The sequence below is a fragment of the Epilithonimonas hominis genome, from assembly GCF_003730015.1.
Classification (GTDB): Bacteria; Bacteroidota; Bacteroidia; order Flavobacteriales; family Weeksellaceae; genus Epilithonimonas; species Epilithonimonas hominis.
This window is the reverse complement of sequence record NZ_RJTU01000013.1, coordinates 60,221-76,338: the sequence shown is the minus strand read 5'-3', so window position 1 is coordinate 76,338 and position 16,118 is coordinate 60,221. Positions and strand designations below refer to the sequence as shown.

Sequence of the window (16,118 nt, the reverse complement as noted above, 5' to 3'; positions counted from 1 at the left end):
TCTGATACGGCATTCGATGCAAACTATAATTCTATCGGTGTCGGTTTAAAGACATTCGTTTGTAATTCAAATAATAGTAATGAAAAAGTCGCTGAATTCAATTCACTTTCAAGAGTTTTAACCGATTATAAAGGCAAAGATTTGGCTCATAAATTAGCAGAATTCAGAAACGAAAGAATTGATTTAGCAAATCGTTTGTATAATATTGAAAGTTCTTTATATCATATTGTTGCGAGAAAAAATAGTGAACTTGTCTTATTTGAAACTGATTACGACAAAATTGACATCAAAAACATTCACGCTGTAAAACAAAATTCTGCAAGTTTACAATTTGAAGACGGGAAAAACTTTTATAGTTTTAATTATTCAAAAAGTACACTTTTCAGAAAGTTTTATATTCCTGATAACGCTTTTAAACTTCCAATTGAAATTTTAGAAGATCCATATACTTTACTTTTAGAATTATTTGAAGATAAAGCTTTAAAACCAGCAACAGATAAATTTGTTCGTGGTGAAAATTATGTCATTTTACCACTTTATGGAATTAAGAATAAAGAAAAATTTGTATTTGAAAAAAGTGGACTAAATCAATGGCATGCAGGAGGACGAAAAAGAGATTTTGGAGAAGTTTACATTCCAATTCCAATCGAAATTCACAAGAAATTTCCTAACTTTTTTCCTGAAAGAGATCAATTATTTGAATTAAAAATCCCAACAGGTGAAGTATTTTCAGCTAAAGTTTGTCAAGACAACTCAAAAGCTTTGATGACGAATCCGAATAAAGCTCTTTCAGATTGGTTATTACGAAAAGTATTTCAAGTCAAAGAAGGAGAACTTTTAACTATTGAAAAAATGAACGAACTTGGATTTGATAGCGTAATAATCTGTAAAGATGTTAACGGAAACTATCAAATTGATAAAGCTAAACTTGGTAGTTACGAACAATTTATAACAGAATAAAGCACTTTCCGTAACATCATACTGGCGAAATGGCGTTTTACAGACAAAGTCCCTTGCCACGGTTGACTCATATTTTTTATTGTTTTTATTTGAATCGTCTAAACTTCGTTTTGTAGTGGAAATCCTTTTTCTTTTCTTTCACATAAGGAAAAGAAAAAGATTGCAACGGAAAGCGGGAAACAGCTCCAAATTAAAAATAAAAACTAACTGTTCGACGTAGTCAAACAGCTCCTAAAAATTAATTCTAAAATCCTTATTTTTGTGCTATGGAAAAAGTGGTTTTGGTCAATCCTCAGGATGAAGTTTTGGGACAAATGGAAAAAATGCAGGCGCACGAAAATGGACTTTTGCATCGTGCATTTTCGGTTTTTTTGTTCAATGAAAAGGGAGAAATGCTTTTGCAGAAGCGCGCCAACGAAAAATATCACTCGCCAAACCAATGGACCAATGCTTGTTGTTCACACCCAAGAATCGAGGAATCTTATCTGAATGCGGCGAAAAGACGTATAAAGGAAGAGCTGGGAATCGATTGTGAGTTGACGGAAAAATTCCATTTCATCTACAAAGCGGATGTTGGAGAAGGGCTTTGGGAACACGAATTAGATTATGTTTTTACAGGAAACTTTGAAGGAGAATTTGATTTGAATCCTGATGAAGTTTCGGAAATCCGCTATGTTTCTATCGCTGACTTGCAACAGGAAATTGCTAAAAATCCGGATAACTTTACGGAATGGTTCAAAATCATTTGGGCTGAATATCGTAATCAATTGAATTAAAATTATTGAACACTTAAGTTCAAGCGATTAAACCAAAAAAGTCACATAAGAACACATTAGTTTTGAAAATCAAAGATTTTCAACTCAAGTGAACTTAATTTACACAATAAAAACTCAAGTGACTTAAGTGTTTTCTAATTTAAAATTCCTTAACTTTATTATCAAATCTTACGTGTATGAAAGCTTTGGTAATTGGTGCAACTGGTGCTACAGGAAATGACCTTGTGAAACAACTTTGTCAGGATTCGGATTTTGATGAGATTGATATTTTTGTGAGACGTCGTTCTGATTTTCATCATGAAAAAGTCAAAGCGCATCTTGTAGATTTTGACCATCCTGAAGAATGGAAACATCTTGTGAAAGGCGATGTGGCTTTTTCTTGTCTCGGAACAACTCTGAAATCTGCTGGAAGTAAAGAAAATCAAAAAATAATTGATTACGATTATCAATTCAATTTTGCAAGAGCAGCAAAAGATAATGGTGTTGAAGATTATATTTTAGTTTCTGCTTATGGTGCCAATCCTGATTCCAAAATTTTCTATTCCAGAATAAAAGGAGAATTGGAAGAAGCTGTGAAAAATCTAAAATTCGAGAAAACAACTATCTTCAAACCAGGAATGCTGGAAAGAAAAAACTCTGACAGAAGCGCAGAAATCACAGGTTTGAAAGCAATTAAATTCCTTAATAAACTGGGGCTTTTCAAAAGTCAAAAACCTTTACCAACTGAAGTTTTAGCCAAAGCAATGATTGTTGCTTCAAAGATAAAATCCAATAGTTTTTCAGAAGTCAAACTTCACAGTATTTTTAGTTTTGCTGAGAAGAAAACGTAATAAAAAATCCAATCAGAGTTGATTGGATTTTATGTTTTAATTATTTCTGTCTTTCAAATATTTTTGCCATTCCCAAGTGGTTTTAAGCGCTTCTTCCAGAGACGTTTCAGATTTCCACTTGAGCTCTTTTTCAGCTTTACTTGGATTTGCATAAGAAATGGTAATATCGCCTTCTCTTCTTGGACAAATCTGGTAAGGAACGGCAACATCATTCGCTAATTCAAAAGCCTTAACAACTTCTAGAACTGAAGACCCTTTTCCTGTTCCCAAATTATAAATATCTAAAACTGTTTCCTCATCGGAATGCATTAGTTTTTGCAAAGCTGCAACGTGTGCTTTCGCCAAATCTACAACATAGATGTAATCACGGATTGCTGTTCCATCTTCAGTCGGATAATCGTCACCCCAAATGCTCAATTTCTCTCTGATTCCTGCCGCAGTCTGCGTAACATAAGGAACAAGATTATTTGGAATTCCTGCTGGTAATTCTCCCAGCAAAGCTGTTGGATGCGCACCAATTGGATTAAAATATCTTAATAGCGAAACACGTTTTTGATAAGCTCTTGAGAAATCTTTAAGAATATCTTCACCCATTTGTTTAGTTTTTCCGTAGGACGATTCAGCCTCTTTCAAAGGTGTATTTTCGTCGATAGGCATTTGATCTGCTTGACCATAAACTGTACAAGATGAACTGAAAATGAAGTTGGAGATATTTCTTTCTTTAAATTCCTGAAGAACATTAATTAATGAAAACAAATTATTCTCATAATATTTCAAAGGCTCAGTCATACTCTCTCCCACTGCTTTTGAAGCTGCAAAATTGATACAACCTTCGATATCGTGAGCTTCGAAAACTTGTTGTAATAATTCTTTTCTTCTCAAATCGAAAGGATAAAAAATGGGTTTTTTTCCTGTGATTTCCTCAATATTATCAAGAATGAATTTTTCTGAATTGGATAAGTCATCGACAATGATAACATCAAAATTATGATTAATAAGTTCTACAACTGTGTGTGAACCAATGTAACCTAAACCGCCTGTTACGAGTATGGACATTTAGTTAATTCTAAGTTATGAATGATTATTTATTGAAAAACTCTAAAACAGAATCTGTAATATACTTCAATTGCTCTTCATCCAATTCGGTATGCATAGGAAGAGAAATCACTTGATCCAATAATTTATCTGTATTCACAAAATCTGCTGGATTACTATCTTGAAAATAAGCTTTTTGTTTTCTAAGCGCTACCGGATAATAAATCATTGCCGGGATTTCTTTTTCTGCCAAGAATTGTTGTAACTCATTACGCTTACCGTTTAGGATTCTTAAAGTATATTGATGAAAAACGTGCGTTGAGTTTTCTGCTCTTTTTGGCGTTAAAATATTGTCGTGCCCTGCAAAAGCTTCGTCATAATAATCAGCAGCTTTTCTACGCGCTTCGTTATAAGAATCAAGGTTTGGCAATTTCTTTCTCAAAATCGCTGCCTGAATACTGTCTAATCTGGAGTTAACACCAACTTCATCGTGATAATAACGCTCATACATGCCGTGATTTACAATTCCTCTCAGTCTGTGAGCCAATTCGTCATCATTAGTAAAAATTGCACCTCCGTCTCCGTAGCAACCTAAGTTTTTAGAAGGGAAAAATGAAGTTGTTCCAATTGTTCCGATTGTCCCAGCTTTTTTTTCAGTTCCATCAGAAAAGATGAATTCAGAACCAATCGCCTGTGCATTATCTTCAACGACATATAAATTATGTTCTTTCGCGATTTTTAGAATTTCTTCCATATTCCCGCATTGCCCAAAAAGATGAACGGGAATTATGGCTTTAGTTTTCGGTGTAATTGCTTTTTTAATTGCTTCTGTATCAATTGTAAATGTATCATAATCGACATCCACCAAAACTGATTTAAGTTTCAACAAATGAATCACCTCCACGGTTGCAGCGAAAGTAAAATCTGCCGTAATCACTTCATCTCCTTCTTTCAAATCCAAAGCCATCAAAGCAATCTGAAGTGCATCTGTTCCATTGGCACAAGGAATCACGTGTTTTACATCCAAATAAGTTTCCAAATCTGATTGGAAGGATTTAACTTCCGGACCATTTATAAAAGCGGCGGAATCCATCACATTTAAAACCGCATTATCTACCTCACTTTTTATTTTATAATATTGGCTTTGTAAATCGACCATTTGGATTTTCTTCATAATCAAATATTTATTATTAAAAGCATCTGAAAATCATTATCAATATTAGTTTTACTAATTCTTGAACGGGATTCCAAATGCAAAAAATTTATTCTGTAAATTTACATTTATTTATCAGTTTAAAAAAATCTAATTATCCTAAACGTGAGAAAAATCTTTACAATTTTATCGGTTAGCTTTTCGTTAGTTGCGACTGCGCAAACCGAATTGGTCTTCGTTTTCTTCAAAGACAAGCCGAATAAAGCTGCCTTCTACACCAATCCGTTATCAGAACTTTCACAGAAATCTCTGGACAGAAGAACGAAGCTTGGAATACCTCTTACAGATCAGGATGCGCCACTAGAATCCGCATACATTCAAAACATCAGAAATCTTGGTTTTACGGTAACTGATTACTCAAAGTGGCTTAATGGTGTCGCTGTGAATGCTACTTCTGCTCAAATCCAGACTTTATCTCAACAGTCTTATGTAGATCACGTTGAAAGTTTTGTGAAAAATCCCAATGCTGGAAAAAAAGCATCCAAGATTGAAAAATTTAAAGAATATTCCAATCGAGAAATACTAACCAATTATAATTATGGCAGCGGACTGGCACAGATTAATCAAATCAACGCAAGGGCTTTGCATCTTGCAGGATTTACAGGTACAGGAATGACTGTTGCAGTTATTGATACTGGTTTTCCGACGGTCAATACAGGTAATGCGTTTAAACGATTAAGAGACAATGATAAAATAAAAGGCGGCTATAATTTTATCAATAAAAGTAATGATATTTATAATCAAAACCTCAATAGCCACGGAACTATTTGTCTTGGAACAATAGGCGGCTATCTGGAAAACCAGTTTGTGGGAACTGCTCCAGACGCAGATTTTTATTTATATGCAACAGAGGATGGTGATAATGAAATTCCGGAAGAACAGTTATATTGGATTGAAGCCGCTGAAGAAGCAGACCGAAAAGGCGTTGATCTGATTTCCACTTCACTCGGTTATTATGAATTCGATGATAGTCGTTATGACTACAAGTACGAAGATATGAACGGGACGACTACCTTTATCGCCAGAGGTGCACAGATAGCGGCAGAAAAGGGAATTTTTGTAACATTCGCTGCAGGAAATGAGGGAAATAATGCGTGGCACTATATAATCACACCAGCAGACAATGCAAAAGTTTTCAGTATTGGAGCAGTTACAGCGCAGGGAGCAAGTGCTTCATTTTCATCTTATGGTCCAAATTCTTCGGGAATTATCAAGCCAGATGCTGCCGCAAGAGGTGCTGAAACCTATACTGTTTATAATGGGCAGGTTACGCAAGCTAGTGGAACCTCACTTGCAAATCCTGTAGCTGCTGGCGGTATTGCTTGTTTGCTACAAGCTTTACCACAAAACATATCAAGGGAAGAAATCAGAAACAGATTGAAACAAAATGCTTCCCTATACCCCAATCCTTCTAACCAAATGGGTTATGGAATTTTGAATCTTTATAAAACCTATCAATCATTTTTGGGTGTAGATGACGTGAAACAAACCAAAATCCAGATTTATCCAAATCCAGCAAAGGATATAGTAAATGTAAAAACTGACGATCTTATCAAATCTATTGAAATCTACGATAGCTTAGGAAGAATCATTAAAAGTGAAGTTTCAAAAACGATTAATATTTCTGGGCTCGGTAAAGGTATTTATTTTTTGAAAGTTAAAACAGCTTCCAGCGAATCTATTGAAAAAATTATCAAAGAGTAACTTTTCAAATAAAGATTTAAAAAATCACTTATAAACAACCCTACATATCAAATCGAGATGTAGGGTTTACTGTTATTATAAAAGGATTCATTTCACCTATCGAAGTCCAGTCCAAAATTATAAAACCGAAGAATCCCTTCTTAAATTTCAGTATTTCCTTAAAAGATAGTTGTCTCCGGACTTAGGAATAATATTAATGATATCGAAAAATGTAATTACGGTTCTTAAAAAATTATCTACAGCCGCTTTAAATGGTGCAAAATCTGATTTTACAGGGTACTGTTCCGAATCTCAAAAGCATTATGTTCTAATCCTGCTACAACAAAACCATATCCGGCAAAATATTTTGCACCGTCAGCAATTTTGAGTGGAGATTTGAACCGTTGGAAGCCTCTGTCGATTTTGTGATGCACTTATGATGGCTGCCTTCCGAACCTGCTTATCGAAAATGTAGCTTTTTGCAACGCCCACTTTTACTTTCATCCTTCCTGCATACTTTCCGTCAATAGATGATGCAAAAAGTCCCGCCATAATCAATAATCCTGACAGGACTTATTTTGAAGACAATATTAAGCCCTGTTGTAGTCGTCTTCGATTCTTACAATGTCATCTTCGCCGAAGTATGTTCCGTACTGAACTTCGATAAAAACCACAGGTTCGGCTGTTTTGTTCTCAATTCTGTGATGTGCTCCCAAAGGAATTTGAGCCACCTGCCCCACAGTATAATCACGGATATCATCGTCAATGGTGATTGTTCCAACCCCGGAAACAATTGTCCAAACTTCTGCTCTTTTATGATGATACTGAAGTGAAAGTCTTCCTCCCGGATTGACCTGGATTCTTTTTACTTTGTGAAATTCAGCATCTTCCAATACCCAATATTCTCCCCAGGGTCTTACGTCGTGTTCCATTTTTTTGTATTAATTATGAATATAAATTTTGTCTAAAATTATCACTTTTTATTTATTAAAATTCACCTATACATCATCCGCAAAAATTCTTCATTTGGCTTGTTGCTGCGTCGCCATCTACAAAAATATTATATCGAGTGATATATTGGGCTTCAGATGAGTCAAAAATAGCAATAATATTGTGTAATTCTTCCGGCTCTGCCATTATAGCAAGAACTTTTAATCAATTTTAACAATATTCATCAAGGTCTGGACGAGAAGAGAACACAAATATCTACAAAATTATGAATCTAAATTATGCCAGAGAAAAATATTTAGAGGACCAATTGGGTTGTGATGATAATTAATCGATTAAAAATTAATGTTAAAAAAAATCGATGCATTGGAAATGGAAATGCAAGATCAAAATCTGAACGGTAAAAATAGTGATATCAGAACAAAACTTGATCAATTGCTAAAAGTACTACCAAACCTCTCTCAACTCTATACGACAAGGAATTCTGATACTTAAAAAAAGTTATGTGTTAGATTTTTTAACGAAAAACTCGAATTTCAAAAGACTAATTTTCGACCATCTCCAATCAAATCCCACCCTCATTCTATATTATTAATTAACAAACAATTACAAAATAAAAAAAAGAAAAAAATCACTCCTAAAAGTGATTTTTCCCGTCAAGTGACCTCGGAGGGATTCGAACCCCCAACCGACGGAGCCGAAATCCGTTATTCTATCCAGTTGAACTACGAAGCCATTTTGTGTTAGAGCGTTAATGAGTTGAAGTGTTTGAGTATTTTGAGGTTGATGACAAATCTCAAACTCTACAATTCTCATACTCACCTACTCTAAAAAATAATCTTCACGCCGCCCAAAAACTGCGCTCCCAAAACTTTGTAGCCCAAGTAATTCTGATATTTGGCACCTAGAAGATTATTTCCGAGTGCGAAAATACTGAAATTTTTGTGAATTTTATACTCGGCAGAAAGATTAATGTCCGCATAACCGCCAACTTTCTCATTCACATTCTCTTGCATGCTGAATGCTGGAAAAGTGGTTACGACAGAATAAGAATTAGATGTTCTATCGGTTACGAAATAAGCTTTGAAACCAAGATTCAGTTTTTTCTCTAGCATGGTGTATTTTGCGCCAAGATTAAATTGAAATAATGGTTTATAATATACTTCTTCTAAATTATCCAATTTATATTTCATAAAATGTAAACCTGCATCCACAGTTAGATTTTCCATTGGAAAGACCTGCAAATCACCTTTCACTTCCATTAATGTTCCATTATCATAGATTGAACTGAACGTATTCGCATAATCATATCCATTTCTACCTAGATTCAGATCAACACCCAGCGGATTCGGAGTAGGCAAATAGAACAATGGATTACTTACAAAAAACTGTGCGTTATTTATTTTGCTAAAACCTGCGTTTACATCATATTTGAAACTCTGATCAACATCTCCTTTCAAACCAAAATAGAAATGATATTTAGTTTCAGTTGGCTTTAAAACTAAATCCGAAATCAAAAAGGGGTTTTCTTCTAAAAGATTACCATAAGTATTCAGTTTTAAACCGCCATCAATTCCTCCGTAGAATTTGAATTCATCTGCTGCTGCAACCAAAACTTCTGCTTTTGGAAACCAATAGAATTTATTATTCTTTGATTCGTCGGTTACATTGTTGGAGTTTTTAGAATGAAGAAAACTAAAATCAGAACCAATTAACAAGTAAGAATCGCCTTTGTAGAACGTTACCTTTGGTGATAAGGTAAAATTAAGCTGGTTATTGGTATTGTTTTTTAAAATATCAAACTTAGAATTAACTGTTTCCAGACTCAGACCTAAATCTCCATTAGCTGTTACGCCATCTTTTACTGCAAAATCGTGCTTTGATAAATTCACATCAACATTCGCATAATTTTCACTGGCACCAAAATGGTCACTTAAGAAATAAGATTTTACACGAACGTTATTCAGAATATCATTGGAATAATGATCATAATAACCATTCACACTGAACTTATTCACTTTTTGCTCCAAATCAATATCATTACTTGGCGGTGTTAAAGCATAAATCCCATAATAATTATAATTATTGAAAGCATAATTGGTATCAATATTAAACTTCCCTTTTTCTGTATAGATATTAGCATAACCGCCTATCTTCGCTTGATTCTGCTTTGAAGACCAATCGTACTTTTTTTTCAGTCCCGAAGTTGACAAATAATGAACATCCGCCCCTACTTCGACATTGTCCTGCACTTTTCCGGAAACATTGGCATCAGCCAGAAACTTTCCATAATTCCCATAACCTAGTCTGAAATAATTGGATTGATAATCATTGGAAAATTTTGGAGAAATATCTTCGCCTTGGATTTCCGTTGTTTTGAAGTCCGAAACTGGCGGAACATTCACGATATCATATTTCAGATTGAGTGAGTCTTCCTTTTTCTTGTTATCCGGCGGATAGTTTTTTTCCTGAACAACAGATGTTTTCTTCTTCTCAATTTTCTTAACTTCCGGCTCACGTTTTCTGTTAAGAATCAATTGCTCCTCTTTTATTTGAGCGCCTAATTCCGAGATTCCGACTGTTCCGAAAAATGCCAAAACGGCGATATATTTTAGTTTGTTCATTTCTTACTTTAATTTTAAACGCAAAGAGCGCAAAGATTTTTTTTTAATACACAGCGTTTTTAAGTCCGCAAAGGTACTTCGGCAAGCTCAGTATAAACTTCAAACTCAGCAGAGATTTTCACATTATCAGATTAACATATTTGCAAATTACTTTTTGATTTGCGCTTTTACTTCTTTTGCTTCTGCAACAATCTCAGGGAAATCACCATAATTATTGATGATTTCGTCCAAAGTGTAACTCGCTTGGTAATTATCTTTCAACGCCAAATAATTTTTTGCCATCACAACCAAGGCTTTTGCGCCCCAATATTCTTCGGAAGCGTAGTTATTAGCCAATTTGAAAATAGTTTCGTTAGAAGACTTAAAAGCTTTTCCTTTGTTTTGGTAAAAGGCTTTTGCATAAAGTGCTTCTGCTGCAACTTCTGTATTAGAAGACTTTTCAAGAGCTGTATAAGCGGTTTGCGCGTCTTTGTCTTTCCCTTGATTCATCAAACTTCTCGCTTTGATGACTTTCGCCTGCTCCAAAGTTGCTGCCGAATTTTTCGTATTTGAAATTACTGCATTCGCATATTTTTCAGCTTCCGCAAAGTTCTTTTCATCGGCGTAGATTTTCATCAATTCAATGGAGGCAAAATTCTTAACATTCACGTTTGTAGAATTCGCAACTTGTTCCAAATATTTTTTCGCATCTGATATTTTGTTTTGCAAAATATAAATCTGAGCCAAACGAACCTGTGCATCTTGTTGATTATCATTCTGGAAATCAGCCACATTTTGCAAAGGCAACATCGCTTTGTCAATTTGTTTTAATTGATAATAACTTTCGCCTAACTCATATTGAGATTTGAACAAATTATCTCCACTTGGATTTTGGTCAAGGTATTTTTCGTAGTAAGAAACAGCTTTTGAATAATCTTTTTTAGCAAAACTTTCCTGCGCCAGATCCAGATTGATTTCACTAATTTCTGTTCCGGACACATTCACATTCAGGCTTTTCGCAAATTGTTCGTAACCTGCAACATCGCCATTTTTAACGAATGCAGGTTTGGAAGCGACCACAATTTTATCTGCAAACGCCGTATTTTTATATTGATTAGCCAAAACTCTGAATTCAGCAATCGCTTTATCAGCTTGATTTTGGTCGATGTAATTTTGCGCTCTGTAAATCTGAGAATTTGCAACCAAATCTTTGTCTGGACTTGATTTGATGACTTTATCAAAGTAAGCATTAGAATTACTGAAATCATCATTCTGTGCATAAGCAGAACCTATTTCATAACTCGCATCATCCACATATTCGGAATTTGGATATTTTGAAATCAACGTTTTCAGTTCCGAAATCTTCGCCACTGTATCGCCCTTGAAGCCTAAAGCCAAAGCTTTTTGATACAAAGTATAATCGCTGGCATTTTCGGTTTTATTATAGATATCTAAAGCTTCATTCAACTGATTATTGGCGTAATAAGTATCAGCCAAACGCAATTCTGCATCTGCTTTGAATTCCTGTTTCGGGAATCTCAAGTATTCCTTAAAATACTCCTGTGCAGAAGCAAAATCCTTAGACTTGAAATAGGCGTAACCTAAATCATAATCCAATTGTTCACGTTCAGGAAAACCTTCTGCAGTTTCATTTTCCAATTCTTTATAAACAGCAATTGCAGATTTATAATCGCCTTTTTGATAGTAAGTCTGACCTAACCAATATTTGGCTTTTTTATAATAATCTTTGTTTAGATTGAATTTAAGACTTCTCAGGAAATAGGATTCAGCTTGGTCAAAGTTTCCTTTGTTGAATTCCTCGGAACCTAAAAGATAAGAAACCTCCTGCTCTATCTTATTGGTCTCACTGTTTTTCTTATCCAATTTTGAAAGTGCATCCAAAGTTGCTTTATAATCTCCCGAATACAAATAAGATTTAACCAAAAGCGACCTCATTTCTTGAGATTTAGAATTAGGATATTTATCCAAATATCTCTGAATTACTTTTGAAGAATTCTCAAATGGATTACCTAATTCGTAACCCAATTTTGCATATTGCTCTAACGATAATTGCTGAACTTTTGCATCATAGTTCATCTGAGACGCATTACGATAAGCCGAAAGCGCTTCTTGTTTTTGATTGTTTTGCAAATAAGCATTCCCAAGCTGATAATAAGCGTTTTGCGCTAACGGAGAATTACTGTTAATCAATTGATTGTAATAACCAACTGCTTCGGCATTTTTCCCCACTTGAGAGGAAACAAATCCCATTTCATAAAGGTCAGTTTCAGACGGTGTTTGTTCTTTATCCAAGAATAATTTCAAGTGCGGATAAGCCGACTGATAATCACCTTTCATAAAATAGCTCTCTCCTACTATTTTATGAATTTCCGTATCATAAGACGTTATCTTTCCATTATTCAACAATTCGTTTCCTTCGGAGATTGCCAGATCATAATTCTTCTGATTGTAATACATCTGCACATAATAAGGTTTCACCAGATGTGCATAGTCTTCATTATTCTTGATTTGGTCAAAGTAAACAAAAGCATTATCATTCTGCTTGTCTGCATAATAAAGATGACCTAACATATATGAAATTGCAGGTTTGCTGTTTTCGTCTGCATTCTTGAAAGATTCTTCCAACGCTTCAATTGCTCCAGCCGAATCTCCAGTCATAAACTTGGCATAACCCAGCTTCATAATATGCTGCGTATTTTCTTCTTTGCTCAGCTGATATTGATTCACTTTCTGCAAAGTTTCCAATGCTTTTTCGAAGTCTTTTTTAGCCAAATAATAATCTGCCAAAGGGCCGTTCGCCTGAGCAAAATAAGCCGACTTAGGATATTCTTTCATAAAAGCATTCAAGCCTTCTTCTGCATATTGTTGCTGCAAAATGACACCTATCACATTACTGAAAAACAAAGAAGCTTCTTTTCTGGAACTGCTGAGGCTTTTATTATAAAAATACTGTTGAGAATATTGGTATTGAGAAGCGTTGTAAACTTTGGTGTTGTAAAGATTCTCTGCCAGACCAAAGTGATAGTCTTCTTTTTGAGTAAAATATTGAGATTGTTGTGCTTCGGAAAATCCGTAAAGCGATAACAACGAAGCTATTAATATCTTTTTTGAATTCATTGATGATTGAATTTTCTTAAATTTTCTTGAAGTCTTTCCTTCGACATAGCTCAGGATAAACTTCGCCTCAGACTTACAAATCATAGTCGAAGCCACAGCTGCAACAAAGTTTGTTCCTTTTTCAACGAAAATAGGGAAAAGATATTATTTGAAGGCAGCTTAATTGATTAAATGTAATTTGCTTTTTCTATTGATAAGAATATTTGATTAATTCCTTTCAGCACTAAATTGGATGCACTTATAATGATTTTCATTCATTTAAGCTATCATTTTTCCGCAAAAATAAACGAGAGCATTATATCTAAATTTTTAACTTTATCCGAAAAGCAGCATTCTTGAGAAAATCAAAAAATAGAAATGTTTCATAGTTTATCGTTATTTCTTCTCTATCCCACTTTCACCTGCCCATTCATCAGCATTGGCAAAAGCCAATCTCGCAATGCAGAGAGTTCTTGGTTTTGTTTTGAATTGATTTTTATTTTTTTGTCAAATTCGGAAACCAAATTTTCAAATTTTTCTAGAATTTTTTTTGAGGGATAAACTAGTACTAAATTATATAATTCATCTTTCGTAAGCGAGCCAAAAGTTGTTCCTACAGAATTTAAAAAATCAAACTTTTTTTTAAAATAATGCATTTGGTAAATGAGGAAAGAAGAATAACCATCTTTACTATTTAATGCAGATAAACCTCTACCAATACAACAGTTTTCCATTGCCAAATTCATTGTTCCGATTGGAGCACGGACGCTTAAAAGAATATCATTTTCCTTTGCAAATCTTGTTGGGGTACTAGTATAAACTCGATTTTTTGGAAATCTCCATCCGAAATCTGTAGAACCTTGAAAAAAAATAGTTCCTTCTTTTTTTTCATTGTAAGATTCACCTTTTGGAGATTGTCCCATTATAATATTGGCAATTTCATACAAACTCTTCACCTCCCAACCTTCAGGAATTTCTCTTTTCAAGGTTTCGTTGTACACCATTTTTCCGTCACTTGCTTTATACGGTTTTCCTTCTGCATTTGGAAAATCAAACTGTACAAACCAATAATCATACAGCGTTTTTGCCATCGCTTCCAGTTCTGCATTAATGCGGTTGTTGAGTTCTATTTTATCATCTAATGCAGATAATACAGAGGCTATTTTTTGTTGAGTGGGTAAATCGGGAAAATCAATTTCTAAATTTTTTAAGTCTGAGATAAAGAGACATTTCTGTACTGCTCCTTTTGATAAATGGTTTAATCTATTTTGAAAAAATTGTGTGTTTAAATAGTAATATAAATATTTTGTATTTATTTTTTTTTCATCACATTTTACTATACCAACGCTTCTTTGAAAATCATAATTTAAATTTTCAGCTTTAATTATTGCTAATTTCCCTAAAACTCCGACAGTAGAAATTACTAAATCTCCATTTTCTAATTTAGTTCTTTTATTTATTTTGGAAAATGACTCTTTGTTAATTCTTCTATCAGCATCTGAAATGATAATTTGACCATTAATTATATTTTTATTGCTTAATAAAAAATATCGTCCATCATTATCATTTTGTATAGTTCCGTGCTCTCCATCTGTAATATTTAAACAAAGATTATTCAAAATATCTCTATCAACTTTCATACTTCAACCCATTTAAATTCTCCAAAATCTTTTTGTTATCACTCATTTTCAATCTATTATAAAATTAATTGTTAAAATACTTGCAAATTGGCGAGTATCCCATTATCTTTGCGGTGTTCTTTACCATTGGTCTGGAACCTACAAAGGTCTTAAACGTTGAACCAGCTAATCAACGTTTTTTTTGTGCTCAAAATCTGGGCTTTGCATTATTTTTTCTAAATTTTCGTCATCCGTAATCTCATACGCTGTTACAAATCTTGCTTTTGTAGTAGAAAACAAAATAATCACAACTACATAGTTTCCTTTTACCAAAGCCACTCTTCTGCTTTCATCATACGTTTTATTTTTCCCGTCCCAACCTATTTTTAGTGTGGCGTCTGCGTCTTGTAGCGTGTCTTTTATCCAATATATTTTTTCTAATCTGTTATAAGACAATATAGATTTGTCTTTTGTTTTTCTATTTTCACTTTCAAAAAAACAATGATCAAACATAGAAGAATAGAATTGCACCAATATACCATCAAATGTAATGATAGAAGCTCTGCAATACACTTTATTCCATATTTCACGCAGTTCTTCTACTGTGAAATTTTGTGGTTTTATTTTTTTGTATTCCATTACCAACCTCCTTGCAAATTGATTTTAAAAACATTGAGCTTTTCTTCATTTTTAGAAGTAGGTTGTATTACATTCCCTAGATGTGATTCTACATAGCGAATCAATTCTGATTTTGCAATACTGGTGGTTTTATTGTTGAATTTAGCTGTAATGATACCCGTAAGTAAATCTGCCAACTGTATACCCAGACTTTGGTTAGAGGGCAAACCTTGCACAGTACGCACATCTGAAAAGAAATTAGCATTATCTAAAAATCTCTCTAGTTCTTTTAACCTTCCCTTGTTTCTATTTTTTTTGAGGTCTAAAAACACATCGTATAAATTAAAATCATAAATCCAAGATTTAATCATTTGATAATAAAATTTATAGAAACTCAATTCTGCATCGCTATTATGAAAAGTGACTAAATTCACTTTATCAGATTCCACCAATATCACTCTAAATCGCAAATATTTAGCATCAAAAAAGAAGTCTATTATTTCTTTGTACATCGGTAAATATTTAGGACTTACTTTGTTCCACTTAAATTCACCTTGTACATTATATTTGCTTTTTATTTGTTTGAGTTCTGTTTTGAATTTATCTCGCATTTCGGCAGGCATCCAAATCCCGCCTATTCCCATAAAGAAATGTTCGTTTTTATTTTTCAGAGCTTCCAAACAGCTTTCGTCGCAATAAACTTCAAAATTCATAAT

Annotated in this window: 14 protein-coding genes and 1 tRNA gene; 4 read left to right on the top strand and 11 right to left on the bottom strand. The window is 33.8% G+C overall.

All coding sequences use genetic code 11. From position 1 onward, the window contains the following. Positions 1 to 141: 141 nt before the first annotated feature. From EGH73_RS01590 to EGH73_RS01580, 3 genes are all read left to right on the top strand, one after another. A complete protein-coding gene (locus EGH73_RS01590; protein ID WP_221177731.1) occupies positions 142 to 960 on the top strand; it encodes a phospholipase D-like domain-containing protein in 819 nt (272 codons plus the stop codon). Positions 961 to 1,226: 266 nt separating this feature from the next. Next, the gene (gene idi / locus EGH73_RS01585) at positions 1,227 to 1,736 is read left to right on the top strand and encodes an isopentenyl-diphosphate Delta-isomerase (RefSeq protein ID WP_123280370.1); all 510 of its coding nucleotides are present in this window, start codon (positions 1,227 to 1,229) and stop codon (positions 1,734 to 1,736) included. A 176-nt stretch (positions 1,737 to 1,912) separates the two neighbouring features. Further along, entirely contained in the window at positions 1,913 to 2,566 is a 654-nt protein-coding gene (locus EGH73_RS01580; RefSeq protein WP_123280369.1) for an NAD(P)H-binding protein, read from the top strand. A gap of 36 nt (positions 2,567 to 2,602) precedes the next feature. Here the strand turns inward: EGH73_RS01580 and galE are convergent, their stop codons facing one another. Further along, positions 2,603 to 3,622, bottom strand: a complete 1,020-nt coding sequence (gene galE / locus EGH73_RS01575; RefSeq protein ID WP_123280368.1) for a UDP-glucose 4-epimerase GalE — start codon at positions 3,620 to 3,622, stop codon at positions 2,603 to 2,605. Positions 3,623 to 3,647: 25 nt separating this feature from the next. After that, positions 3,648 to 4,775, bottom strand: a complete 1,128-nt coding sequence (locus EGH73_RS01570; protein ID WP_089767784.1) for a DegT/DnrJ/EryC1/StrS family aminotransferase — start codon at positions 4,773 to 4,775, stop codon at positions 3,648 to 3,650. A 144-nt stretch (positions 4,776 to 4,919) separates the two neighbouring features. Here EGH73_RS01570 and EGH73_RS01565 point away from each other — a divergent pair, with 144 nt between their 5' ends. Then, positions 4,920 to 6,518: a S8/S53 family peptidase gene (locus EGH73_RS01565; protein ID WP_123280367.1), complete on the top strand. Its 1,599-nt coding sequence runs from the start codon at positions 4,920 to 4,922 to the stop codon at positions 6,516 to 6,518. Between the two features lie 354 nt (positions 6,519 to 6,872). On the opposite strand, the gene EGH73_RS13960 is transcribed toward EGH73_RS01565, so the two are convergent. The 9 genes from EGH73_RS13960 to EGH73_RS01530 form a co-directional block, all read right to left on the bottom strand. Then, complete coding sequence (locus tag EGH73_RS13960; RefSeq protein ID WP_177165149.1) at positions 6,873 to 7,049, bottom strand: hypothetical protein; 177 nt, start codon at positions 7,047 to 7,049, stop codon at positions 6,873 to 6,875. Between the two features lie 38 nt (positions 7,050 to 7,087). After that, positions 7,088 to 7,429, bottom strand: a complete 342-nt coding sequence (locus EGH73_RS01560; protein ID WP_123280366.1) for a phosphomannose isomerase type II C-terminal cupin domain — start codon at positions 7,427 to 7,429, stop codon at positions 7,088 to 7,090. A gap of 73 nt (positions 7,430 to 7,502) precedes the next feature. Beyond that, positions 7,503 to 7,634: a hypothetical protein gene (locus EGH73_RS14270; RefSeq protein ID WP_260255146.1), complete on the bottom strand. Its 132-nt coding sequence runs from the start codon at positions 7,632 to 7,634 to the stop codon at positions 7,503 to 7,505. A 472-nt stretch (positions 7,635 to 8,106) separates the two neighbouring features. Continuing rightward, positions 8,107 to 8,180 (bottom strand) — tRNA-Arg (locus EGH73_RS01555). A gap of 92 nt (positions 8,181 to 8,272) precedes the next feature. Next, a complete protein-coding gene (locus tag EGH73_RS01550) occupies positions 8,273 to 10,069 on the bottom strand; it encodes a TonB-dependent receptor (RefSeq protein ID WP_123280365.1) in 1,797 nt (598 codons plus the stop codon). A gap of 147 nt (positions 10,070 to 10,216) precedes the next feature. After that, on the bottom strand, positions 10,217 to 13,186 hold the full coding sequence (locus tag EGH73_RS01545; RefSeq protein ID WP_123280448.1) for a tetratricopeptide repeat protein: 2,970 nt from the start codon (positions 13,184 to 13,186) through the stop codon (positions 10,217 to 10,219). Between the two features lie 386 nt (positions 13,187 to 13,572). Next, the gene (locus EGH73_RS01540) at positions 13,573 to 14,805 is read right to left on the bottom strand and encodes a restriction endonuclease subunit S (RefSeq protein ID WP_123280364.1); all 1,233 of its coding nucleotides are present in this window, start codon (positions 14,803 to 14,805) and stop codon (positions 13,573 to 13,575) included. Between the two features lie 165 nt (positions 14,806 to 14,970). After that, complete coding sequence (locus EGH73_RS01535; protein ID WP_123280363.1) at positions 14,971 to 15,423, bottom strand: hypothetical protein; 453 nt, start codon at positions 15,421 to 15,423, stop codon at positions 14,971 to 14,973. Continuing rightward, positions 15,423 to 16,115 (bottom strand): DUF3800 domain-containing protein, encoded by a 693-nt coding sequence (locus EGH73_RS01530; RefSeq protein ID WP_123280362.1) that lies wholly within the window; start codon positions 16,113 to 16,115, stop codon positions 15,423 to 15,425. The genes EGH73_RS01535 and EGH73_RS01530 overlap by 1 nt, the downstream gene beginning before the upstream one ends. Positions 16,116 to 16,118: the final 3 nt, after the last annotated feature.